The sequence below is a fragment of the Micromonospora sp. CPCC 205558 genome (assembly GCF_036902955.1).
Taxonomy (GTDB): Bacteria; Actinomycetota; Actinomycetes; order Mycobacteriales; family Micromonosporaceae; genus Micromonospora.
This window is the reverse complement of sequence record NZ_JBAKHR010000037.1, coordinates 34,667-57,229: the sequence shown is the minus strand read 5'-3', so window position 1 is coordinate 57,229 and position 22,563 is coordinate 34,667. Positions and strand designations below refer to the sequence as shown.

Annotated in this window: 22 protein-coding genes; 10 read left to right on the top strand and 12 right to left on the bottom strand. The window is 72.0% G+C overall.

Annotated features, from left to right (window positions below; genetic code table 11):
* Positions 1 to 145: 145 nt before the first annotated feature.
* The 4 genes from V6U86_RS29625 (at position 146) to V6U86_RS29610 (ending at position 6,450) form a co-directional block, all read left to right on the top strand.
* Positions 146 to 1,723: a C40 family peptidase gene (locus tag V6U86_RS29625; RefSeq protein ID WP_334509065.1), complete on the top strand. Its 1,578-nt coding sequence runs from the start codon at positions 146 to 148 to the stop codon at positions 1,721 to 1,723.
* 114 nt (positions 1,724 to 1,837) lie between these two features.
* Positions 1,838 to 3,475 carry a hypothetical protein gene (locus tag V6U86_RS29620; RefSeq protein ID WP_334509037.1) on the top strand — a complete coding sequence of 546 codons (1,638 nt, stop codon included), beginning with the start codon at positions 1,838 to 1,840 and terminating at the stop codon, positions 3,473 to 3,475.
* 197 nt (positions 3,476 to 3,672) lie between these two features.
* Positions 3,673 to 5,727, top strand: coding sequence for a DEAD/DEAH box helicase (locus tag V6U86_RS29615; RefSeq protein WP_442935029.1), 2,055 nt, complete (start codon positions 3,673 to 3,675; stop codon positions 5,725 to 5,727).
* Between the two features lie 102 nt (positions 5,728 to 5,829).
* Positions 5,830 to 6,450: a putative glycolipid-binding domain-containing protein gene (locus V6U86_RS29610; RefSeq protein ID WP_442935030.1), complete on the top strand. Its 621-nt coding sequence runs from the start codon at positions 5,830 to 5,832 to the stop codon at positions 6,448 to 6,450.
* A gap of 118 nt (positions 6,451 to 6,568) precedes the next feature.
* Here the strand turns inward: V6U86_RS29610 and V6U86_RS29605 are convergent, their stop codons facing one another.
* Genes V6U86_RS29605 through V6U86_RS29595 form a run of 3 tightly spaced genes read right to left on the bottom strand, consistent with a single transcriptional unit; the run spans position 6,569 to position 9,029 of the window.
* A complete protein-coding gene (locus V6U86_RS29605; RefSeq protein ID WP_334509033.1) occupies positions 6,569 to 7,660 on the bottom strand; it encodes a PLP-dependent cysteine synthase family protein in 1,092 nt (363 codons plus the stop codon).
* A 32-nt stretch (positions 7,661 to 7,692) separates the two neighbouring features.
* Positions 7,693 to 8,523, bottom strand: coding sequence for an SDR family NAD(P)-dependent oxidoreductase (locus tag V6U86_RS29600; protein ID WP_334509030.1), 831 nt, complete (start codon positions 8,521 to 8,523; stop codon positions 7,693 to 7,695).
* Positions 8,524 to 8,570: 47 nt separating this feature from the next.
* The gene (locus V6U86_RS29595) at positions 8,571 to 9,029 is read right to left on the bottom strand and encodes an Lrp/AsnC family transcriptional regulator (RefSeq protein WP_334509027.1); all 459 of its coding nucleotides are present in this window, start codon (positions 9,027 to 9,029) and stop codon (positions 8,571 to 8,573) included.
* Between the two features lie 270 nt (positions 9,030 to 9,299).
* Between V6U86_RS29595 and V6U86_RS29590 the strand changes: the two genes are divergently transcribed.
* A complete protein-coding gene (locus V6U86_RS29590; protein ID WP_007454516.1) occupies positions 9,300 to 9,566 on the top strand; it encodes a BldC family transcriptional regulator in 267 nt (88 codons plus the stop codon).
* 142 nt (positions 9,567 to 9,708) lie between these two features.
* On the opposite strand, the gene V6U86_RS29585 is transcribed toward V6U86_RS29590, so the two are convergent.
* Positions 9,709 to 10,338, bottom strand: coding sequence for a UbiX family flavin prenyltransferase (locus V6U86_RS29585; RefSeq protein ID WP_334509022.1), 630 nt, complete (start codon positions 10,336 to 10,338; stop codon positions 9,709 to 9,711).
* Between the two features lie 152 nt (positions 10,339 to 10,490).
* On the opposite strand from V6U86_RS29585, the gene V6U86_RS29580 reads away from it, so the two are divergent.
* Complete coding sequence (locus V6U86_RS29580; protein WP_334509020.1) at positions 10,491 to 11,474, top strand: terpene synthase family protein; 984 nt, start codon at positions 10,491 to 10,493, stop codon at positions 11,472 to 11,474.
* 40 nt (positions 11,475 to 11,514) lie between these two features.
* Here the strand turns inward: V6U86_RS29580 and mqnP are convergent, their stop codons facing one another.
* Together mqnP and V6U86_RS29570 are read right to left on the bottom strand one after the other, a co-directional pair.
* Positions 11,515 to 12,426 carry a menaquinone biosynthesis prenyltransferase MqnP gene (mqnP, locus tag V6U86_RS29575; RefSeq protein WP_334509018.1) on the bottom strand — a complete coding sequence of 304 codons (912 nt, stop codon included), beginning with the start codon at positions 12,424 to 12,426 and terminating at the stop codon, positions 11,515 to 11,517.
* Entirely contained in the window at positions 12,426 to 13,886 is a 1,461-nt protein-coding gene (locus V6U86_RS29570) for a menaquinone biosynthesis decarboxylase (protein ID WP_334509016.1), read from the bottom strand. The genes mqnP and V6U86_RS29570 overlap by 1 nt, the downstream gene beginning before the upstream one ends.
* 255 nt (positions 13,887 to 14,141) lie before the next feature.
* Between V6U86_RS29570 and V6U86_RS29565 the strand changes: the two genes are divergently transcribed.
* Positions 14,142 to 15,017: an alpha/beta fold hydrolase gene (locus V6U86_RS29565; protein WP_334509013.1), complete on the top strand. Its 876-nt coding sequence runs from the start codon at positions 14,142 to 14,144 to the stop codon at positions 15,015 to 15,017.
* A 17-nt stretch (positions 15,018 to 15,034) separates the two neighbouring features.
* Here the strand turns inward: V6U86_RS29565 and V6U86_RS29560 are convergent, their stop codons facing one another.
* A complete protein-coding gene (locus V6U86_RS29560) occupies positions 15,035 to 15,679 on the bottom strand; it encodes a carboxymuconolactone decarboxylase family protein (RefSeq protein ID WP_334509010.1) in 645 nt (214 codons plus the stop codon).
* A gap of 83 nt (positions 15,680 to 15,762) precedes the next feature.
* On the opposite strand from V6U86_RS29560, the gene V6U86_RS29555 reads away from it, so the two are divergent.
* The 3 genes from V6U86_RS29555 to V6U86_RS29545 all read left to right on the top strand — a co-directional run bounded on the left by V6U86_RS29555 (position 15,763) and on the right by V6U86_RS29545 (position 17,854).
* Positions 15,763 to 16,239 carry a MarR family winged helix-turn-helix transcriptional regulator gene (locus V6U86_RS29555; protein WP_334509007.1) on the top strand — a complete coding sequence of 159 codons (477 nt, stop codon included), beginning with the start codon at positions 15,763 to 15,765 and terminating at the stop codon, positions 16,237 to 16,239.
* A gap of 98 nt (positions 16,240 to 16,337) precedes the next feature.
* Positions 16,338 to 16,613, top strand: coding sequence for a hypothetical protein (locus V6U86_RS29550; protein ID WP_334509005.1), 276 nt, complete (start codon positions 16,338 to 16,340; stop codon positions 16,611 to 16,613).
* A gap of 56 nt (positions 16,614 to 16,669) precedes the next feature.
* A complete protein-coding gene (locus tag V6U86_RS29545; protein ID WP_334509003.1) occupies positions 16,670 to 17,854 on the top strand; it encodes a hypothetical protein in 1,185 nt (394 codons plus the stop codon).
* A gap of 71 nt (positions 17,855 to 17,925) precedes the next feature.
* Here V6U86_RS29545 and ccsB read toward each other — a convergent pair whose 3' ends face one another.
* Genes ccsB through V6U86_RS29520 form a run of 5 tightly spaced genes read right to left on the bottom strand, consistent with a single transcriptional unit; the run spans position 17,926 to position 22,559 of the window.
* Entirely contained in the window at positions 17,926 to 18,903 is a 978-nt protein-coding gene (gene ccsB / locus V6U86_RS29540) for a c-type cytochrome biogenesis protein CcsB (RefSeq protein WP_334509001.1), read from the bottom strand.
* On the bottom strand, positions 18,903 to 20,528 hold the full coding sequence (resB, locus tag V6U86_RS29535; protein ID WP_334508999.1) for a cytochrome c biogenesis protein ResB: 1,626 nt from the start codon (positions 20,526 to 20,528) through the stop codon (positions 18,903 to 18,905). Before resB ends, ccsB begins: the two co-directional genes overlap by 1 nt.
* Positions 20,528 to 21,346, bottom strand: a complete 819-nt coding sequence (locus V6U86_RS29530) for a cytochrome c biogenesis CcdA family protein (RefSeq protein ID WP_334508997.1) — start codon at positions 21,344 to 21,346, stop codon at positions 20,528 to 20,530. Before V6U86_RS29530 ends, resB begins: the two co-directional genes overlap by 1 nt.
* Entirely contained in the window at positions 21,346 to 21,912 is a 567-nt protein-coding gene (locus V6U86_RS29525; RefSeq protein ID WP_334508995.1) for a TlpA family protein disulfide reductase, read from the bottom strand. Before V6U86_RS29525 ends, V6U86_RS29530 begins: the two co-directional genes overlap by 1 nt.
* Positions 21,912 to 22,559 carry a histidine phosphatase family protein gene (locus V6U86_RS29520; protein WP_030486212.1) on the bottom strand — a complete coding sequence of 216 codons (648 nt, stop codon included), beginning with the start codon at positions 22,557 to 22,559 and terminating at the stop codon, positions 21,912 to 21,914. The genes V6U86_RS29525 and V6U86_RS29520 overlap by 1 nt, the downstream gene beginning before the upstream one ends.
* Positions 22,560 to 22,563 lie beyond the last annotated feature (4 nt).

Sequence of the window (22,563 nt, the reverse complement as noted above, 5' to 3'; positions counted from 1 at the left end):
ACTCTCAGCCTCCCGTAACCCGGCGACGCATCGACATGAGTGGCGAGGTGCGGTAGTAACAAGGTGGGGCGGAACACACACACTGGTACCGTCCCGGCGGTCGCGCCCACCGAGCGCGGCGATGAGCAGTTGGACGGGGAGCGGCATGATCTACAGCGGGCGTGGGCGACGGCAGCGACGACGGAGCCCGGTGATCTCGCCGGTGCTGCGTCCGAAGCTCTGGGCCGCCCTGCTCGGCGCGATCGCCGCAGCCGTGCTGGCCACCCCCGCGTACGCGGATCCCGGCGTGCCGACCACCGTGCCGGACACCGGCTCGCGGCCGGCGGTCACCGGCTCGATTCAGCTGCCCGGCGGGGCACCGGTCGCCGGGGTGCCCGCCCCGCCGGTGGTCAACATCGGCACCGGCCCGCTCGCCACTGCGATCGCCGCAGGCGAGGTCCAGGTCGGCACGCTCGGCGAGGCGTTGCTGGTAAGCCGGCAGAAACGCGTCGACGCCCAGGCGCAGCTCGACGCGGCCGGCAAGGCGCTGGCGACCGCACAGGACGCCCTGCTCCGGGCCCAGCAGACCGCCGACACCGCCGCCGCCGAGGCCATCAAGGCCGCCGCCGCGCTGCCGCCCGGCGAACTCGCCCAGGACATCCGTGGGCTGAGCCGCCTGCAGGCGATCACCCGTGGCGAGAAGGTCGACGGTGGCACCACCGGGGTTGCCGGCGAGCTGTCCCGGGCCCGCGCCGGTGAGCAGGCCGCGTACCAGAAGCACAGCGAGGCCAAGGACCTGCTCGCCGCCGCCGAGGTGGAGTTCACCACGGGTGAGACCGCGCTCCGCGCCGCCGAGGCGAGCCTGCTCAAGCTGCGCCGGGACAACGCCGCCGCGCTGATCGAGATCGAACGCCAGCAGGAAGCCGCCGAGCAGCAGATCGGCGCCGGCTACGTCTCCAACCAGAGCATCAGCGGCATGGCCGCGCACCCCCGGGCCCTGGCCGCGGTCCGGTACGCGCTCGCCCAGCTCGGCGACCCGTACAAGTGGTCCGAGGAGGGGCCGGACCAGTTCGACTGCTCGGGCCTGATGTGGGCGGCGTACCGATCCCCCGGTGCCGACTACTTCGACCTGCCCCGGGTCTCCCGCGACCAGTACGCCGCCACCCGGGGTCGCACGGTTCCCCAGAGCGCGCTGCTCCCCGGCGACCTGCTCTTCTTCGCCTCGGGCAGCAGCTGGACGACGATCCACCACGTCGGCATGTACATCGGCAACGGCAAGATGGTGCAGGCGCCCACCACGGGCGACGTCGTCAAGATCTCGGTCGTCCGCTGGTCCCGGCTGTACGCCGCCACCCGGGTGATCGGCGCGGTGCCGGCACCGGTCGTGACCAATCCGACCCCGCCCGTCTCGCCCCCGAAGCCGACGCCCACCCCGACGCCCACGAAGACCACCACCCCGACGCCAACCCCCTCGCCCACCAAGACCACCACCCCGACCCCGACCCCGACCACCACGCCGACCCCGACGCCGACCTTGACGACCACCCCGACGCCGACCCCGACCGGCAGCACCACGCCGAAGCCGTCGGAGACCCCGAGCAACACTCCGCCGACCCTGCCCTCGGCACCGCCCAGCGCACCGAACAGCGCGTCGCCGACGACCACGCCGACGACCACGCCGAAGGCCAGCACGAGCGCCACGGGCGGCGCCAGCGCGACGGCCAGCGCCAGCAGCGCGGGCTGATCCGCCACGACGCGCTCCGGCTGTCCGCTTGGGGAGATCTGTGGCACCGTGACATCCAGGCACATCCGACCCGACGTCACGGGTCCGGGTGCGAGCATGGCGCGGAGGGCGGAAATGGCCGAGCAGAGAGTTCCGGCGGAGACTGTCGACCCCGTGGTCGACCAGGCCGGCCGACCAGGGCCGGACACCGCCGACCCGGTGGCCGCCAGCGCCACCAGCCCGGCCGACACCAGCCCGGCTGACAGCGACGCCAGCCCGGCCGACGCCAGCCCGGCCGACACCAGCCCGGCCGACAGCGACGCCAGCCTGGCCGACATCGGCCTAGCCGAGGCCAGCCCAGCCGACGCTGGATCGGCTGACAGCGACGCCGGCCCGGCCGACAGCGGCACGGCGCCGGTCGTCGCGGACGCCTCGACCGATGCCGATGACGACGTGCCCGCCGGTGTCGACGCCGCCTCCGCCGCCAGGGACGCCGCCGCGGCCGTCTCCGGGTCCGACGCCGGGGCCGCTGTCGACGGGCGCCCGAGCCAGGCCGCCACACCGGTGCGCGCCCGCGCCAGCGTGGTGACCGCCAAGGCTCTCCGCAGTGACCTGCCGGCCAGCGCTCCGGTCACCGCCACCACCTACCGGACGACCGGCTCGGCCAGCCCAGTCGACGCGTTGTTGCCGGGGCAACGGAGCGGCTCCCCCGGGCCGGCCCGGGCCAGCGCCACGGTTCCGAGCGGCAGCCGCGGCACGGCCGGCGCCCTGGGCACACCGGACCTTCGGGAGAGCTCGCCAGCCGTCTACCGGTCCGCGCCGGTGGGTACCGAGCCGGCCCAACCCCCGACGCCGTCGACTCCGGAGCCGGAGCCCACCCCACCCGGCCCCGGGCCGACTCAGCCGCCGCCACCGGAACCGGAACCCGCGCCGGCCCCGGGTCCGTACCCGCCCGGCCCGACGCCGACGCCAGAACCCCGACCCACGCCGCCCGGTCCGGTTCCGCCCGTTCCGGGCCCGCCCATCCCACCGCCCTCGCCGGTGCCGCCCATTCCCGGCCCGCCGTCGCCGCCCGTCCCGAGCCCGCCGCTGCCACCACCCGGCCCGCCGGTGCCCGCACCACCAGCCCCGCCCGGCCCGATGCCGGCACCGCCGTTTCCGCCGCCGCCGGCGATGACCGACACGCCCGGCGTACGGGCCACCGCGTCGGTCTCCGCGCCGCCGTCCGGATGGCCGTCCACCGGTGGGGCGGCCCGCCCGACGTCCGGTGGCGGATGGATGCCGACAGCCGCCTCCCCGCCGCCGGTGGTGCCCGCGCCAGCGCTGCCGAGCTGGCCACCGTCCACCGCCGGGACTCCGTCGTCGACCCGGAGCAGCACCGGCGACTCCCGAATGACCGCACCACCGAGCGGCCCTCCGGCCGGCTCCGCCGCATGGAGCGCGGACGGCACCGCCAGACGGAGCGCGGCCGGCACCCGTGGTGGGCGGCAGGACGGCGGCTCCGACCTGGCCGGCACCGTTTACGGCAACGGCGAGGGGGCCGGCTTCACCACTGTCGCGATACCCGCCAACGCGGTGGAGACCTCCGGCTCGTTGACCGGGCACATCCTGGCCCAGGGCTGGTCCGACACGCCGGCCGAGCGGTCCAGTAACGCCCGGGTGATGATCGTCCTGGCCGCCGCGCTGGGGTTGCTGGTGGCGATCAGTGTCGCGGTCGTCCTGCTGGCCGGCGACGCCCTGGACGGTCTGGTGGGCAGCGTGCTCAGCGGGTGAGCCAGCGAGTGACAGCGATGGTGAGTCCGCCCACTACCGTCGGACAACCGGCTGGCGGCTTCGCCAGACCGCCGTACACTGGCTGAGATCACTGACCCGGCGCGCGTGGTGTGCGCCCCTGGGCGATCTTGCGGGCGATCCGGCGGCACAGCCGCGGCAGGCCATCGCGAAGATGCGCCCCGCTCGAAAGGTTTTTGTTGACCACCTCTGCTGACCCCAGCACCGTTACGTCCGTTTTCAACTCAGTCCCGGCGACCGACGCCGCCCGGGAGCAGCTCGACACCTCTCCGAGTGAGGCCGGCACCGCACCGGCGGCGACCGCCACCCCGCAGGCCGAGCCCGTGCCGACGGAGACCACCGAGCCGATCAGCTTCGCCGCTCTCGGCCTGCCCGAGCCGCTGGTCCGCGCACTGGCGCAGCAGGGCATCACCAGCCCGTTCGAGATTCAGCGGGCCACCGTTCCGGACGCGATCGCCGGCCGCGACGTGCTCGGTCGAGGGCAGACCGGTTCGGGCAAGACGCTCGCCTTCGGCCTGCCGATGATCGCCCGGCTGGCCAACCGCAACCGGGCCCGGCCGATGCGTCCGCGCGCCCTGGTCCTGGTGCCTACCCGCGAGCTGGCCATGCAGGTCAACGACGCTCTGGTGCCGCTGGGCAAGTCCGTGGGCATCTTCCTCAAGACCGCCGTCGGCGGTGTTCCGTACGACCGTCAGATCGACGCGCTGCGCCGCGGTGTGGAGATCATCGTGGCCACCCCGGGCCGGCTCGGCGACCTCATCGAGCGGGGCATCTGCCAGCTCGACGACGTCGAGGTCACGGTGCTCGACGAGGCCGACCAGATGGCCGACATGGGCTTCCTGCCCGAGGTGACCGAGCTGCTGGCGAAGACGCCCGCGAACGGCCAGCGGCTGCTCTTCTCGGCCACCCTGGACGGTGACGTCGACGCGTTGGTCAAGCGGTTCATGACCGACCCGGTCACCCACTCCACCGCGCCGTCCACCGCCTCGGTGTCCACCATGGACCACCACATGCTGTTGATCCCGCCGCACGAGAAGTTCCCGGTGGCGGCCTCGATCGCCGCCCGGGATGGCCGGACGATGGTCTTCGCCCGTACCCAGCTCGGGGTGGACCGGCTGGTCGAGCAGCTCGCGGCCGTCGGCGTACGCGCCGGTGGGCTGCATGGCGGCAAGACCCAGCGGATGCGCACCAAGACGCTGGCCGAGTTCCGTGAGGGCCGGATGAACGTGCTGGTCGCCACGGACGTGGCGGCCCGGGGCATCCACGTCGACGGGGTCACCCTGGTGCTGCACGTCGACCCGCCGAAGGACCCCAAGGACTACCTGCACCGCGCGGGTCGTACCGCCCGGGCCGGCGAGTCGGGCGCGGTCGCCACGTTGGTGCTGCCCAAGCAGCGCCGCACCACCCTGGCGATGATGGAGAAGGCCGGCGTCGCGCCGGCCGAGACCCGGGTCCGGGTGGGAGACGCGGCGTTGGCCGAGCTGGTCGGCGCCCGTGAGCCCAGTGGCGTCCCGGTCCGCGTCGAGGCGGAGCCCCGGGGCTACGGCGACCGCTCCGGCGGCCCGCGCCGGTTTGACGACCGGGCCGGGGGCCCGCGTCGTTTCGGTGACCGCTCGGGCGGCGAGCGTCGTTTCGGCGACCGACCGCAGGGCGAGCGGCGCTACGGCGACCGACCCACCGGCGAGCGCCGCTTCGGCGACCGCCCGCACAGCGACCGCCCACAAGGCGACCGCAGCTACAGCGACCGCCCGCAAGGCGAGCGGCGCTACGGCGACCGACCCACCGGCGAGCGCCGCTTCGGCGACCGGCCGCAAGGCGACCGCAGCTACGGCGACCGGCCGCAGGGCGAGCGGCGTTACGCCGACCGGGACACCCGGGGGTACGGCGACCGCCCGCAGGGCGACCGCAGCTACGGCGACCGGCCGCAGGGCGAGCGGCGTTACGCCGACCGGGACACCCGGGGGTACGGCGACCGGCCGCAGGGCGAGCGTCGGTTCGGCGACCGGCCGCAGTTCGGTGACCGGGACGGTCGGGGCGATCGACCGACCGGCGAGCGGCGCTTCGGTGACCGACCGCAGGGTGAGCGGCGCTTCGGCGACCGGGACGCTCGGGGTGGTTTCCGCCAGGAGAGCCGCGTCCGGGACGACCGGCCCCGCGATGACCGGCCCCGCGAGGACCGCCCGCGTGACGATCGGCGCGGTTTCGGCGGGCGGCCGGCGGCGCGTACCCACTGATTGATCAACCGAACGCCGTCGCGAAGCCCAGGCTTCGCGGCGGCGTTCGCGCATGCCCTGCCGATGCCGATCAGGTCGCGTAACGTCCGGCTCATGCCGACCATGCCGAAGTCAATCTTCTGGTCCCGGACGGACACCGCCGGCAGCGAGCAGGTCCTGCTCGACGACGTCCGCGGGTTGGCGGCCCGGGGCACCCTGCTCGCCGTGGACCCGATCCCGTGGACCGCCCGCTACCAGCTGACCACCACGCCGGATTGGGCCACCGCCCGGGTCGAGGTCGAGGCCGAAGGGCTCGGCTGGCTACGCCGGGTGACGCTGGAGCGGGCCGCAGGCCGGTGGCGGGTGACCACCGCCGAACAGGGCGACCTGGACTCGGCCCTCGTCGCGGCCGGTCACCCTCGGGCCGGCCTGCCCGGCACGGACGACCCGGACCGGCTGGCCGACGCGCTCGACGTCGATCTGAGCGGTTCGCCGCTGTTCAACACCCTTCCTGTTCACCGGCTCAGGATGGCGACCGAGCCGGCCGATGTGGCACACCGGATCACCGTCGCCTGGGTGCTGCTGCCCGGCCTGGAGGTGGTGCCGGCCGAGCAGATCTACACCGGGCTCGGGCCGGGTCGGGTGCGCTTCGCCAGCGGCACCTTCACCGCCGACATCGATCTGGACGACAGCGGCTACGTGGTGCGCTACCCCGGGCTGGCCGAACGGATCGACCCACGCTGACCGGCGCCGAGCCGGGCCGTGCCCCGCTGCAAGGCGGCTCACCCAGGCCAAGGTCCACGGCGCGGTTCAGCCGCCAAGGCCCACGGCGCGGTTCAGCCGCCAAGGCCCACGGCGCGGTTCAGCCGGGCCAGGCCCCGCTGGCCAGGAAGCGGTCGATCGTGGCCAGGTGCGGCGTCAGGTCGAGGCCCTGGGCGGCAACCCAGTCGTCGGAGTAGTAGGTGTCGGCGTACCGGTCGCCCGGGTCGCAGATCAGGGTGACCACCGAACCGGTCCGACGTTCGGCGAGCATCGAGGCGATCAGGCCGAACGCGCCCCACAGGTTGGTGCCGGTGGACCCGCCCACCCGGCGGCCGAGCAGCGCCGATCCGGCGCGCATGGCGGCCAGTGACGCCGCGTCCGGCACTTGGACCATCCGGTCCACCACCGAGGGCAGGAACGACGCCTCCACGGTGGGCCGGCCGATCCCCTCGATGCGGGAGCCCTTCCCGGTCCGTATCGACCAGTCGGCGGCCAGCCAGGCCGGGTAGAACGCCGAGTTCTCCGGGTCGACCACGCAGAGCTTGGTGGCGAGCCGACGGTACCGGGCGTACCGGCCGATGGTCGCGCTGGTGCCCCCGGTGCCGGCGCCCACCACGACCCAGGTGGGGATCGGGTGCCGCTCCAACTCCAACTGTGCGTAGATCGACTCGGCGATGTTGTTGTTGCCCCGCCAGTCGGTCGCCCGCTCGGCGTAGGTGAACTGGTCCATGAAGTGCCCGCCGGAGTCCTCGGCCAGCCAGCGGGCCTCGACCACCACGCTTGCCGGGTCGTCCACCAGGTGGCACCGGCCGCCCTGGAACTCGATCTGCGCGACCTTCTCCGGCGAGGTGGAGGCGGGCATCACGGCGATGAACGGCAGGCCCAGCATCCGGGCGAAGTACGCCTCGGAGACCGCAGTGGAACCCGACGACGCTTCGACGATCGTGGTGCGCGGCCCGATCCAGCCGTTACAGAGCCCGTAGAGGAACAGCGAGCGGGCCAGCCGGTGCTTCAGCGAGCCGGTGGGGTGTGACGACTCGTCCTTGAGATAGAGGTCGATCCCCCATTCCCGGGGCAGCGGAAACGGCAGCAGGTGGGTGTCGGCCGAGCGGTTCGCGTCCGCCTCGACGGCGGCGATCGCCTCGGTCACCCAGGTCCGGCTGGATTCGTCGCACCGGTCGAGATGAGTCACGCGAGGAAACGTAGCAAGCAGGTAAGCGGTGCTCAGCGCCGGTCCGGCGGTGCCGACCGGCGGCGTTGGCGGCGCTGACCTGCGCGGCCGGCGGCCCGGACCAGCGGGGTCAGCGCGACGGCCACCCTGGGCAGCAGGTCCAGCAGGCGCACCTGCGCTCCCCGCCAGCGGGGCAGGCTGACCACCGGACGTGGCCGGTGGGCCAACCGGACCACCCGGGCCGCCACCCGCTGCGCGGTCAGCATCGACCCGGTGAACGAGGCCACCGCCCCCGGATCGTCCAGCCGGTCGTGCAGCATCGGGGTCCAGATGCCGTCCGGGCAGAGGCAGGAGACGTGCACCCGCCGGTATCCGGCCATCCGGAGGTCGGACAGGGTGCCGAGGCTGAACGCCAGCAGGGCGTGCTTGCTGGCCGCGTACACCGTCTCGCCGGGCGCCGCGATCAGCCCGGCCAACGAGACGACGTTGAGCACGTGGCCGTGGCCCTGCGCGCGCATCACGGTCAGCGCGGCGAGGGTGCCGTTCATGGCGCCGTGGGCGTTCACGTCGAGCACCCGGCGGCGGGTCGGGGCGTCGTGCTCCCACGACGCCCCGGTGACCAGGATGCCGGCGTTGTTCACCCAGAGGGCGAGGTCACCCCGGCTCGCCGCGGTCGCGGCGATGGCGGCGCAGGCGTCCTCGTCCCGGACATCCAGGGCGGCCGACCAGCCGCCGAGCGGCGCCGCTGCGGTCTGCACCGCCGCCGGGTCGAGGTCGGTGAGCAGCACCGACCAGCCGTCGGCGTGCAGCGCGGTGGCGATGGCCCGGCCCAGACCCCCGGCGGCGCCGGTCACCACCGCCACGGGACGCGCCGGAGGGATCATCGGCGCACGCTACCGCCGACGGACCGGGCGACACCAGGGGTACGCGGTCAGGCCGCGGCGGGGCCGACCGGCTGAGGGCGGTTCTCCCACTTGGTGGAGAGCGCGATGGCGGTACGGGTGGAGGCGACCCCTGGCGTCCGGTTCAACCGCACGATCAACTGTTCCAGCTCGGCGATCGTGCCGACCCGCGCCTTGAGAAGGAACGACTCCACGCCGGCCATGAAGTAGCAGGACTCGATCTCGGGCAGCACCCGCAGCGACTCGAGCATGTCGTCGGTGTCGGCGCCGGAGTCCTCGACGATGCCGATCAGCGCGGTGACACCCAGCCCGATCGACTCCGGGGCCACGTCCGCGCGGTAGCCCCGAACCACACCGCTGCTTTCCAGCTTGCCGACCCGTTCGTGCACGGCCGGGGCCGAGAGGCCCACCTGTCGGGCCAGCTCGGCGTACGAGAGGCGCGCGTTGCCGCGCAGCAGGTCGACGAGGCTCAGGTCGATGGCATCCACAGAGAGTGACCCTAACCGTTCCCACGTAACGTGCGGCCTTCGGCACCCGTTGGACTGAGCGGTGAGTCACTGTTCAAAAACCGGCGGTCAGGGCAGAGGTAGCACCAGTAACATTACTAACTCCCCACTCAGTGCATTTTTCGCGTTTGGGCGGACAGGCCATGTCCCTGGTGCTGTAATTGCCATACGTCCCTCATGACGGCTCTGGGCTACGCACCAGCCGGGGGCAGTGTGTTCAGCCGGGGGCTTCGTCGACGCGAGGAGGGGGCTGTGGACACTGGAGATCGCCTGCTGACACCGGGTGAGGTCGCCGCGCTGTTTCGGGTAGACCCGAAAACTGTGACGAGATGGGCGGCGGCCGGCCGGATAGGAAGCATCCGGACTCCAGGCGGGCATCGCCGGTTTCGGGAATCCGAGGTGCGAGCCCTGCTTGAGGGGGAGGGCATGCTGGACGAGGTGGATGAGGTCGGAAAGCCACGCAATGTGGGCCCGGCGGCTTCCACGGGGCCGGGTCCGGCCAACGCCGGCATGTACTGAACTGGTGCGGACAACGCCACGCGGACCGGACACCAGTCCGGTCCGCGTCCCGCTTCGGCCAACCGTCGCGCGACGGCGCCGGTCGTCCTGAGCCGAACGCCGGTACTCAACGCGACCGGACGGGTCAACGCGACCGGACGGATCAGCTTCGCGCTGCCCCGAGCTGGCCGGACCACCGCCGGAACAGGGTGTGTGGGACGCCGAGCGCGTCCAGCACCTTGCCGGCCACGAAGTCGACCAACTGCTGTGCGCTGGCCGCCGCGCCGGCACCGTAGAAGCCGGGGCTGGCAGGCAGCACCACCGCGCCCGCGTCGTGCAGCGCGATGAGGTGCTCCAGGTGGCTGCGGGTCACCGGTGTCTCCCGGGGGACCAGCACCACGGGGCGGCGTTCCTTGAGGTTGACCTCGGCGGCGCGCTGCAACAGGTCCTTGGAGAGCCCGATCGCGATGCCCGCGCAGGCTGCCGTGCTGGCCGGGACCACGGTCATCCCGCGTACCCGGTAGGAGCCACTGCTCGGCCCGGCGGCCAGGTCACCGGCCGGCCAGTGCCGCACATCAGCCGAGGTCAGGTCCCGGCCGAGCCAGGCGGCGAGGTCCTCGGCCCAGTGCCCGTCACGGAAGGGCCGGCCGGTCTCGTCGAGCACGGTGAGTCGCGCCGCCCGGGACACGATCAGGTCCACCGGCTCGCCCGCGTCGAGCAGCCCGCCGATGACGGCCACCGCGTACGGCGTACCGGAGGCACCGGAGACCCCGACCACCCATGGTTCCCGCATGCCCCCCAGCCTGCCTGGTCCGGCTGGTCCGCCGGTGGGCACCCCCGGGTTGGTACGGTCCGACATGTCGGGCGGGGTACCTGCGCATCCCGCCGACCTGACATGCTGCCGCTGGCGATTCGCACCGGAACCATCTCGCAGAGGAGGCATCGGTGACGACCGGCGAGATCCTCCGAACGCTGCGTGCCGAATGTCCGATCCCGTCCCGGCTTCCACCACACGCCGATCGGGTGCAGGGCTGGCTGCTCGGCCTGCTGCCCGAGCTTGGCCTTCCACTGGACGACGCCGCGCTGCGGCGGCTGTCCCGGGGAGCCTTCGCCCGGTACGCCGGGCGGCTCTACCCGGAGGCGACCGAAGCCGACCTGCGGGTGCTGGCCGCCCTGTTCACCTGGTTCTTCCTGGTCGATGACGCCTGCGACGGGCCGGACCGGTTGACCTCGGAGCAGATCCGGGCGTTGCGCAACGGTGCCCTGGCGCTGCTGCACGACGGCACCCGGCTGCGGCAGAGCGGGCTGACCGGCCCGCTGCGGCGGCTGCTGGTGCTGGCGTGGCGGGAGCCGCGCCGCCGGATGCCGGCCCGGTGGCGGCAGCGCTTCGCCGACGCGGTGGCCCGACACCTCGACGGCACCTGGCAGGAGGCGGTCAACAAGGAGACCGGGCGCCGCCCCAGCGTCGACGAGTACGTCGAGCTGCGTCGGTCGACGTCGGCGGCGGAGGTGTCGTACCCGCTGGTGGAGTTCGTCAGCGGCCGACCGTTGCCCGACCCGGTCTACCACCACCCGCTGCTGCGTCAGATCGCCCGCACCGGCAACGACCTGCTCTCCTGGTACAACGACCTGGCCTCGCTGGAACGGGACCGGACGACCTCCGGTGGGCACAACCTGGCCCTCGCCCTGCAGGCCGAGCTGGGGGTGCCGGAGGCGGAGGCGGTCGAACGGGCGGCCGAGCAGTGGCGGGAGGCGATGCGGCGCTTCGTCGCGCTGCGCGCCGCGGTGCCGTCGTTCGGCCCGGCGTTGGACAAGGCGGTCGCCGACCATCTCGACGGGGTCGCGTACGCCGTGCGAGGGACCATCGACTGGACCTTCGAGAGCGCCCGCTACCCCGTCGACACCGCGCCACCAGCCCCAGGCCGGTAGACCGAGCCGGGCCCAGCCTCGGACCGAGCCGCGCCCAGCTTCAGGGTCGTAGGCCCAGCCGGACAACCAGGTCGAGCAGGGCGAAGAGGAACAGCGCGATGCCGACGAACCCGTTGGCGGTGAAGAACGCCCGGTTGACCTTGCTGAGGTCGGTCGGGGTGACCACCAGGTGCTGGTAGGCGAACGCCGCCGCTGTCAACGCCAGCCCGATCCACCAGAGCCAGCCGAGACCGATCACCGCGCCGAACCAGATGAACAGCGCGAACGTCACCACGTGCGCGACCGTGGAGGCGTGCAGTGCGAAGCGTCGACCGTACCGGGCGGGCACGCTGTGCACGCCGATCTCCTGGTCGATCTCGGAATCCTGGCAGGCGTAGATCAGGTCGAAGCCGCCGATCCACAGCCCCACGGCTGCGCCGAGCAACCAGGCCGGCCCGGAGCCGTCCAGGTTGCCGGTGACCGCCAGCCAGGCGCCGACCGGGCCGACCGCCTGGGCGACCCCGAGGATGGCGTGCGGCCAGTTGGTGAACCGCTTGGCGTAGGGGTAGACGACCAGCGGCACCACGGCGAGCGGCGCGAGCACCAGGCAGAGCGGGTTGAGCAGGGCGGCAGCGACCAGGAAGACCACCAGCGCGACGGCCGCGCCGGTCCAGGCCGTCCGCACGCTCACCGCTCCGGTGACCAGTTCCCGGCCGGCGGTACGCGGGTTCCGCGCGTCGATCTTGCGGTCGAGGATCCGGTTGGCGGCCATCGCGAACGTCCGCGCCCCGACCATCGCCACGGTGATCAGCAGCAGGTCGAGCCATCGCACACGGCCGCCGTTGATCTGCATGGCGGTCAGCGCGGAGAGGAACGCGAACGGCAGCGCGAAGACGGAGTGCTCGACGGCGACGAGCTTCAGGAAGGACTTGGTCCGGCCCGGCGTCGCTGCCGGTGCGTCGAGGACGGCCATCAGATTCCGTACTCCTTCCAGCGCTTGTCGACCAGGGCCGTGACTTCCGGACTCATGCTCATCTCCTCCGGCCAACCGCGGGTGTAGCCCTCGGTGGGCAGCTTGCGGGTCGCGTCGACGCCAGCCTTGCCGCCCCAGAACTGCTGGTACGACGAGTGGTCGAGGTGGTCCACCGGACCCTCGGTGAGCAGCAGGTCACGGGCGTAGTCGACGTTGCCGAAGGCCCGGAAGGCGACCTCGTTGTAGTCGTGCACGTCGCAGTCCTCGTCGACGATCACGATCAGCTTGGTCAGCGACATCAGGTGCGCGCCCCAGATCGCGTTCATCACCTTCTGCGCGTGCTTCGGGTAGCGCTTGCGGATGGAGACGATCGCGCAGTTGTGGAAGACGCCGGCGGCCGGCAGGTCGTAGTCGACGATGTCCGGGATCATCAGCTTGAGCAGCGGCTGGAAGATCCGCTCGGTGGCCTTGCCGAGGCCGTGGTCCTCCTGCGGCGGCTTCGAGGTGACGATCGAGTGGTAGACCGGCTTGCGCTGCATGGTCATCGCCTCGATGTGCAGCACGGGGAACGGCTCGACCGGTGTGTAGAAACCGGTGTGGTCGCCGAACGGCCCCTCGGGCAGCCGCTCACCCGGCTCCAGGTAGCCCTCCAGCACGATCTGCGCGTGCGCCGGCACCTGCAACGGCACGGTGAGGCAGTCGACCATCTCCACCCGCTCGCCGCGCAGGAACCCGGCAAACAGATACTCGTCGATGTCACTGGGCAGTGGCGCGCTGGCCGCGTACGAGACGACCGGGTCGCAGCCGATCGCGACCGCGACCGGCAGGCGCTGCCCGAGCCGCTCGGCGACCGCGTGGTGCGCCGTCGAGTCCTTGTGGATCTGCCAGTGCATGCCCAGGGTGTTGCGGCCGTGCTGCTGGAGTCGGTACAGGCCGAGGTTGCGCTTGCCGGTCTCCGGGTGCTTGGTGTGGGTCAGCCCGTAGTTGTGGAAGATCCCGCCGTCGTCCGGCCAGACCTGCAACCCCGGCAGCCGGTTGAGGTCGACGTCCTCACCCCGGTAGACGACCTCCTGGCAGGGCGCGGTCTTCACCTTGCGCGGGGGGACCGACTTGAGCTGCATGACCTTGCCGAGGCCCTCGCGGATGCCCGACCAGCCGACCGGCAACTCCGGCTTGATCAACGCGCCGATCCGGGCACCGACCTCGTCCAGCGTGTCGACGCCAAGGGCCATCGCCATCCGCTTCTCGGTGCCGAACAGGTTGATCGCCACCGGCATCTCGCCCCGGGTCGGACGCTCGAAGAGCAGCGCCGGGCCGCCGGCCCGCACCGTGCGGGTGACCACCTCGCTGATCTCCAGGGTCGGGTCGACCGGGACGTCGACGCGGCGCAACTCCCCCGCGCGCTCCAGCGCCGCGAGAAAGTCCTTGAGATCGGTGTACGGGAAGCCACGAGCCGCCATGTCGCCCAGTCTCCCGCACCGGCTCCCGCACGACCCAAGCCGGGTGCTGTGACGCGCGCGATTGCGCCCGGGCCCGTGGTCGCGTGGTGGACGCAAACCACGGCTTGATCCACTCGCGTTTCAAGAAGTCGTGGTATCCGACGGCTCGGGATGGCCCGACTTCCTGAATACCGAGTGGATCAACGGCCGCCTCGCGCATGGCAGGCGGTGGAAGGGGTAGCCCGGCGGCAGGCAGGCGGGCGGGCGGAGGCGGCGATGGGCGGGGAGCGGGTTCCGGCGGGGTTCACCGAGCAGCGGGCGCGGGTCGGCCAGATCACCATGAACTACGTCCGCGGCGGCGCCGGCCCACCCCTGGTGCTGCTGCACGGTTACCCGCAGTGCTGGCACATGTGGCGGCACCTGCTGCCCGAGTTGGGGCGCTCTTTCGACGTGGTCGCGCCCGACCTGCGCGGCTTCGGGGGCAGCGACGCCCCGGACGGCGGGTACGACAAGAAGACCGTCGCCGCCGATCTGCACGGGCTGCTCGACCAGCTCGGCCTGGTCAGCGACCTCCGGCTGGTCGGGCACGACCTGGGGACCATGGTGGCGTACGCGTACGCCGCCGCCCATCCGCAGCGGGTGAGTCGGCTGGTCCTCAGCGAAGCGCCGATCCCCGACGAGAGCATCTACACGTTTCCCGCGCTCACCGAGGGCGGGCCAGGAGTGTGGAACTTCGGCTACTTCTCCATCGGCAACGGGCTTCCTGAGCAGCTGGTCAACGGGCGGGAGTCGCTCTGGGTGGACCTGTTCACCGATGCCCTGATGGTGCGCAAGGGCAGCATCGCCGCGCCCGACATCGAGGAGTTCGCCAGCCATCTGCGCGACCCGGCGCAACTGCGGGCCAGCTTCGCCTACTTCCGGGCGTTCGAGCAGGACATCGCCGACAACGCGGCGTACCGGGACACGAAGCTGACCATGCCCGTGCTGGCCGTCGGCGCGGCGGCCAGCCTCGGTGAGCAGGTCGCCCAGCAGGTTCGCCGGTACGCCGACACGGTCCGCGGCGAGGTGATCGAGGACTGCGGGCACTGGCTGTACGAGGAGCGCCCGGACGAGATGCTGGCCCTGCTGCGCGACTTCCTTCAGGCGGCCTGAGAAGCCCTCGAACTCCACTAGTTGATCAAGAAGTTTGCGTCATCCGGAGCCACTTCGGTGACGCAAACCTCTTGATCAACGCTGGTGCGGGGCGGGCCGGCGAACGATGGAGTAGTGGGCGTCCAGGCGTGGGCGGCCAGCGGCGGGTCGAGCGGTGCCCGGGTGAGCCGGTTGGCGAAGGTGGACATGGTGTACGCGCCGACGCCGAGCACCACGTCCAGCGCGTGTCGGGGCTGGTAGCCGGCGCTCAGGAAGGCGTCCAGCTCGTGGTCGGGCACTGCGCCCCGGTGGTCGAGCACGGCCAGCGTGAACCGGCGCAGCGCCTCCAGTCGCGGCTCGGGCAGCACCGAGCCGGAACGCAGTGCGGTGATCAGCTCGGGGGTCGCGCCGAGTTGGGTGAGCTTGCCGGTGTGCAGGGCGACGCAGAAGTGGCATTCGTGACTGGTGGAGATCGTCAGGATGACCACCTCCCGGTCCAGCGGGGCGAGGTCGGTCTGCTCGAAGCCGGCGCTGGCGGTGAGGAAGCCGCTCAGCAACTGCGGGGAATCGGCCATCAGCGCCACCGGGGTGGGCAGCCAGCCGAACCGGCCGCGTACTCCCTCGATGGACCGACGGGCGGCGGCAGGTGCGGTCTCAACGGTGTGGGCGGTGAAGACGGACATGGTTACCTGCTTCCCAGAGCTTGGAGCGGGGGACGTTACGATAGTCAACGTGGTTGACGAAATAGTAAACGTGGTTGTCGAACATGGCAAGCACTGATCCCGCGCGCCCCGGCTTCGCGCTGCCGCTGTTGCTGCTGGCCGGCTTCCGGACGCTGATCGACGACCTGCACGCCGAACTGGCCCAGGAGGGGCACCCGGAGCTGCGACCGCTGCACGGGTTCGTGCTCCAGGCCGTCGGCGCGGACGGCACCACCGCCACCGAGCTGGGCCAGCGGCTGGGCATCTCGAAACAGGCCGCCGGCAAGACCGTCGACCGGTTGGTCGCCGTCGGCTACCTGGAGCGGGTCGACGACCCCACCGACGCCCGACGGCGGCTGGTCCGGGTGACCCCACGCGGCGCCGACGGACTCCGCCGCTCGGCGGAGGTCTTCGACCGGCTGCGCACACAGTGGGCCGACACGCTCGGCCCGGAACGGGTCACCGCCATGGAGGACGACCTGCGCACGATGGCCTCGGCCAACTGGTTCAGGCTCGACGTGCCGGGCTGGTTCGGCGGCTGATCGCGGCTGACGGTCAGTGGGTGCGGGCCAACTCGACGAAGTCCCGCCACCGGAACGCCAGACCACCAGACAGCCGGGCGCCGGAGCAGACTGGATCCATGTCGGACGCTTATGTCGTCGGCGACCCGGACGGGTTGTCGCCCCTGCTGGTCGAGCTTCGCGACGCCGTCGCCCGGGAGCTGCACGCCCAACTCGCGTTGCGCGGCGAGCGAATCGAGCTGGCCGATCTGCCGGAGGTGTCCTACCAGGTCACCGTCCAGGTCGAGCGGACGTTGCGGGTCTGGCGATCGGCGCGACGGCCTCCGACCGGGTCCTTTTTCGACGGAGAATCCGGCCCGGTCGACCGATCAAGAAGTGTCACAGGCGATCTCTAAGATCGTGGATGCCGGCGGGGTCGGGGTGTTGCGGGCCCGGCGCTCCCGGCCGCACGATGCCGCTGACCCTGACCAGCACCGGGGCCAGCCAGCCCCGGGTGACCATCGACCTGACCGGGCTGGCGGGCGTGGCCACCGCCGCCTTCCCCGACTTCTGCGTCACTCAGGGCACCTCGGTGACCTGCCCGATGCCGCCGACCGCCATCGACGAGTTCGGCACGCTCACCGGCACCGTGCCGGTGGTGTTCCGGCCCGCGCCCGGCGCGCTCGACGGCGCGAGCGGCACCCTCGACTACACGGCGCTCGGCGACCAGACCGAGGCGTACACCCAGCAGGCGACGGTCACCGTGCGGTCCGGGCCCGGCCTGCTCGACACGGTCAATGGGACCGTGACCGGCGTCGAGGTCGGCGACACGCTTCCCGTCCCGGTGGCCGTGGTCAACGCCGGCGACCAACCGGTAGTGGACCTGCGACTCACCATGCGCTTCCCGGTGGGCCTCGTGCCGGCCAGCTACCGCAACTGCCGGTACGGCACCGACCGGGTGCTCGCCACCGTGGTCGTCTGCACGGTGCGGGGCATGTTCGCGCCCGGCCAGCGGCACGAGCTGCGGGGTGCGCTCGCCACCACGGTCGGCCCGGCGACGCTCGGCAGCAAGCGCATCACGCAGGTCGTGCAGCCGCTGGCCAGCGCCGGTCCGCTCCCGAGTGGGGTGAAGCTCAAGAGCCGCGACGCCGACCGGGGGCTACGGCTACGGCCGGTGGGCGCAGCGCTCGACGTGATCCCGGCTGAGGTGACCCGGGCCGAAGGCCAGACCTACCTGCGGGGGGTGCACGGCGCCTTCGACATCGTCGCGAAGGGCGCGACCGTCACCGGTGCCGTCGGTGACACCGTGCGGGTCACCGTGGGTCTGCGCAACAAGGGTCCGGGCGTACCGGACGGCAGCCTCTCCGGCGAGAGCGTCGGGGCCTTCGTCTTCGTCCCGCCCGCCGGGGTCACCGTGCAGGCCGCCCCGCCGGGTTGTTGGCTGAGCGGTGATGAGGAGGAGCCCGAGACCGTCCCGGCACCCTGGTACTGCAACGGGCCGGGGTCGGTCTTCCCGGCCGGCACGACGCACAAGGTCGGGTTCGACCTGCGGATCGACAGCCTCTCGGGAGCCCCCGGCACGGTCCAGCCGTTCCAGCGTTATCCGCGGGTGGACGACAAGCCGAACAACGACATCGCCCCGGTGACCGTGAGCTGACCACACCCGCCTGAACGACGCGGGCCGGTCACGGGGTGACCCCGTGACCGGCCCGCGCCGCATGACCACTGTCAGTCCAGCCCGCCGTACGAGTGCAGGCCGGTGAAGAAGATGTTCACGCCGAACAGGTTCATCAGCATGGTGAGGAAGCCGAGCACCGCGATCCAGGTGGCCACGTTGCGCTTGACGCTGGGCGTCGCGCGGGCGTGCAGGTAACCGGCGTACACCACCCAGGAGATGAACGCCCAGGTCTCCTTCGGGTCCCAGCCCCACGGCCGACCCCAGGCCGCCTCGGCCCAGATGGCGCCGGCGATCACCGCAAAGGTGAAGATCGGGAACGCGAACGCGTGCAGCGCGAAGGTCAGCCGCTCCAGGCTGACCGCGCCGGGCAACCGCTTGGCCAGGGTGTACGGGAAGCTCCGCTTGCCCTGCTCGTACCCGTTGCGCATCAGGAAGCCGACCGCCGGCACCACACCGAGCAGGAAGATGCCGGACGCGAAGACGATCGTCGAGACGTGGATGACGAACCAGTACGAGTTCAGTGCCGGCACCAGCGGCACGATCGGCACGTACAGCACCAGCTCGGCGGTGGCGACCAGCAGCACCATCACCAGGGTGAGGAAGAGCCCGAGCTTGCGCAGCGACGGCCGCTTCCAGAGCACCACCAGCCAGGCGGCGACCCCGATGAACGTCACCGTGAGCACGAACTCGTACATGTTGCCCCAGGGCATCCGGTCGGCGGCGAGCCCCCGGGTGACCAGCGCCGCCAGGTGCAGCGCGGCGGCGACCGCGGTGGCACCCACCCCGATCAGGCCCGCGAGCCGGGCCCGCCGGGCGGAGCGGTCGGCCGTGGGCGGCGACGGGACCGACGCGGGCGGCGTCGGGATGACACCGCCGCCGGCTCCGACCCCGACCAGCTCGCGGACCGGAGCCGCCGTGGCGACCCGGGTACGCGCGTTGCCCAGCGCGTACTCGACGGCGTGGCCGATCATCGCGACCAGGTAGTACAGGATCGCGAAGGTCACCAGATTGTCGGAGAGTGCGGACATCACTCGGCTCCTTCTCGCACGCCGGCCCGTACGGTCGCGCCGTCGTCACCGTTGACCGCGGCGACGAGCTGGGTGAACTCGTCGGCGAACCCTGGATAGTCGGTACGCGGCAACCCACCGACCTCCATCAAGCTACTACCGCTCGTCGGAGATCCTTCCCCGGGGGCGGCCGGGACCACCCGGAAGAACACCCGGCGACGCCGCCCGAACAGCGAGCCCATCAGCCCGACCAGCAGGAAGCCACAACTGATCAGCAGCGGCGTCGCGCCGGGGTCGTGCCGGATGGAGAGGGTGACGTACCGCTCGGTGCCGAGGAACTCGACTGTCGAGCCGTCGTCCAACGTCCAGGTCTCGCCCTTGCGGAGCAGTTTGGTGCCGACCTCCTTGACCTTGCCGGTCCGCACCTGCCGCTGGTCGAGTTGGTAGACCGAGCCGGGGATGCCGGCGTCCAGGCCGAGGTTGCCCCGGTAGGCGACCAGGTTCAGCGCCGGGTTGCGCTCGGTCGGGTACTGCGAGCGGACGAACGGCGCCTGCTCGGGTGCCGTGGGCAGGTAGATGCCGGTGAACGCCATCTGCTGGTCCGGTGCGCGCTGGCCGGTCGCCGGGTCGACGTTGGCGTCCGGGAAGGCGGCCAGCCCTTCGCTGGTCAGCCCCATGTCGCCGGTTGTCAGGAACGGCTCGTCGCTGAGCTGGCTGTTGCCGAACCGGTCGGTGTAGCGGATCACCGGGGCGTACCCGTGCCCGAGCAGGTAGACGCTCGCGTCGTTCAACCGCAGCGGCGAGTTCACCGAGAAGTCCGCGCGGCGGGTCGGCTCGTCGGGGCCGTCCACGGTCACCGTGGCGTTGAAGAACTCCGGCTGACCGCTGTCGAGGAACCGGGCCTGGAAGTCGTCCAGCCGCAGGCAGAAGCGGGGCAGGTCGGCGCTGTCGACCCGGGGGCCGAGCTTCGCCTCGGCGTACTGCTGGCGGGTGTTGCAGAACGCGTTGTCCGCGCCGGCCACCAGCAGCCGGTTGCCGCTCCAGCCGTACCAGGAGCCGAGCGCCACGCCGATCAGCACCGCGATCAGCGAGGTGTGGAACAGCAGGTTGCCGGTCTCCTTGAGGTAGCCCTTCTCGGCGGAGACCTCGTCGCCGCGCACCTCGACGCGCCAGCGGCGCTTGCGCAGCACCTCGGCGATCGCCACCGCACCACCGGGCGGGGCGGGCAGCACGGTGTGCTGCGGCAGCCGGGCCATCCGCTTCGGCGCGGCCGGCGGCCGGGACCGCAGCGCGCGGATGTGGTCGCGCAGCCGGGGCGTGATGCAGCCGATCAGGGAGGTGAAGAGCAGCAGGTAGATCGCGGAGAACCAGACCGAGCCGAAGACCTCGAACGCGCCGATCTGGTTCAGCCGGGGGGCCCAGTCGGGGTGGTCCACGAAGTACTGGTTGACCTTCTCCGGGCTGATCCCGCGCTGCGGCAGCACCGAGCCGGGGATGGCGGCGATGGCGAGCAGGAAGAGCAGGATCAGCGCCGTACGCATGCTGGTGAGCTGCCGCCACGAGTTGCGCAGCAGGGCCAGCAGCCGGTTGGGCCGGCGGCGTGGCACCGGCGCCACGGTCTCCGGCCGGTCGTCGACGACCGTCATCAGATGCTCACCTCGCCCACCCCGACGGTGGTCTGCAACCAGATCACGAAGCTCTGCCACCCGCCGGTGACCAGGGCCAGACCGATCAGGATGAGCAGGGCGCCGCCGACCCGGGTGACCCAGCGGCTGTTGCGCCGGACGGCGCGGAAGACCCCGAGCAGGCGTTCGAAGCCCAGCCCGAAGACGACGAACGGTATCCCCAACCCGAGGCAGTACGCCACGGCGAGCACCACCGCGCGGTCGGTCTGACCGCTGGCGGTGGCCATCATCATGACCGCGCCGAGGGTGGGGCCGGTGCAGGGCACCCAACTGAGCGCGAAGACTGCCCCGAAGACCGGTGCGCCGAGCAGGCCGGCGGCGGGCAGCCGAGAGATCCGGAACTCCCGTTGCAGGGCCGGGATCATCCCGAGATAGGCGATACCGAGCACGATGATCAACGCGCCGGCAACGATCTCCAACTGCCGCTCGTAGTCGAAGAAGACCCGACCGATGCTGGCGAAGAGGACCGCGCTGGCGACGAAGACGACTGTGAAGCCGGCGATGAAGAGCAGCGTCCCCGCGAGCACCCGGCCCTTGACCACGCCGACCCGCGCGACCCGCTCCTTGACCGCGACACCCCCGCCCGCCGGCAGGGGGTCGGCCGGCGTTCGGCGACCCTCCAGGTCGGCGCCGGCCAGGCCGGTCACGTACGACAGGTAACCGGGGACCAGCGGAAGCACGCACGGGGAGAGGAAGCTGACCAGGCCGGCGAGCGCCGCCGCGGCCATGGCGAGCAGCAGCGGCCCATCGAGCGCAAGTTGCCTGAACGTCTCGCCCATCAGTTCGGCGCCGGCTTCTCGGCGACGATCCGTTCGACGATCGGCCGTAGCTCATCCTTGGTCACCGCGCGACGGATCACCACGGCGATCCGTCCGTCGCGGTCGAGAACCACTGTCGCCGGTGTGGAATTGGGCGGGATGTCGAAATTCAGCGCCTGGCTGCTGGACGGGTCGAAGATGCTCGGGTAGGTCACCCGGCCCCGCTCGAAGGCGATCGCCTTGTCCTTGCTGTCCTGCACGTTGACCCCCAGGAAGGTCACCCCGGACGCCTTGGTGGCCTGGTAGGTGTCCTCCAGGTCGTCAGCCTCCGCACGGCAGGGCGCGCACCAGGAACCCCAGAAGTTGACGACCACGACCTGGCCGCGTGCCTGGGAGATGTCGTACTGGCCGCCGGTGAGCAGTTCGCCGATCACCTTGGGGGTCTTCGACCGCTGGTCCGGCGCACAGGTGATCGTGAGGCCATCGCTGGTGCAGTGCTTCTCCCCGCCGCCCCCGGACGTGCAGCCGACCAGCGCCACCGTGGCGACGGCGGCGAGCAGACCGGCGGTCCACCTCCGGGCGTTCATCAGGCCCCCTTGGCCGTCCGGGCTGTCGCGGAGAGGGCGATCAGGTGCGCGGCCGGCTCGCTGTAGCCGATGCCCGCCACCTTCGCGCCATCGAAGTGGAACGAGGTGAGACTCGCCAGCCCGCACTGGCGCTTGCGCGGGTCGTGCCAGAGCCGCTTGCGCTCGACGTGGCGGCGCAGCGTCCAGATCGGGAGCTGGTGCGACACCAGCACCGCCTCGCGTCCCTCGGCGGCGACCCGGGCGGCGTGCACGGCGGCGAACATCCGCTCGGCGATCACCCGGTACGCCTCGCCCCAGGACGGGGTCACCGGGTCGCGCAGCACCCACCAGTTGCGCGGGTCGCGGAACGACCCGTCACCCGGGGAGACCTTCTTGCCCTCGAACCAGTTGGCGCTCTCGATCAGCCGCTCGTCCACCCCGACCGGCAGCCCGAACTGGGCGGCGATCGGCTCGGCGGTCTGCTGGGCGCGCTCCAACGGGCTGGCCACCACGTGCACGATCTCCCGCTCGGCCAGGCCCTGCGCGGCGGCCTTGGCCATCTGCACACCCAGCTCGGAGAGGCGGAAACCGGGCAGCCGGCCGTAGAGGATCTGGTCGGGGTTGTACACCTCGCCGTGCCGGAGCACGTGCACCACCGTCTTGCTCAAGGTT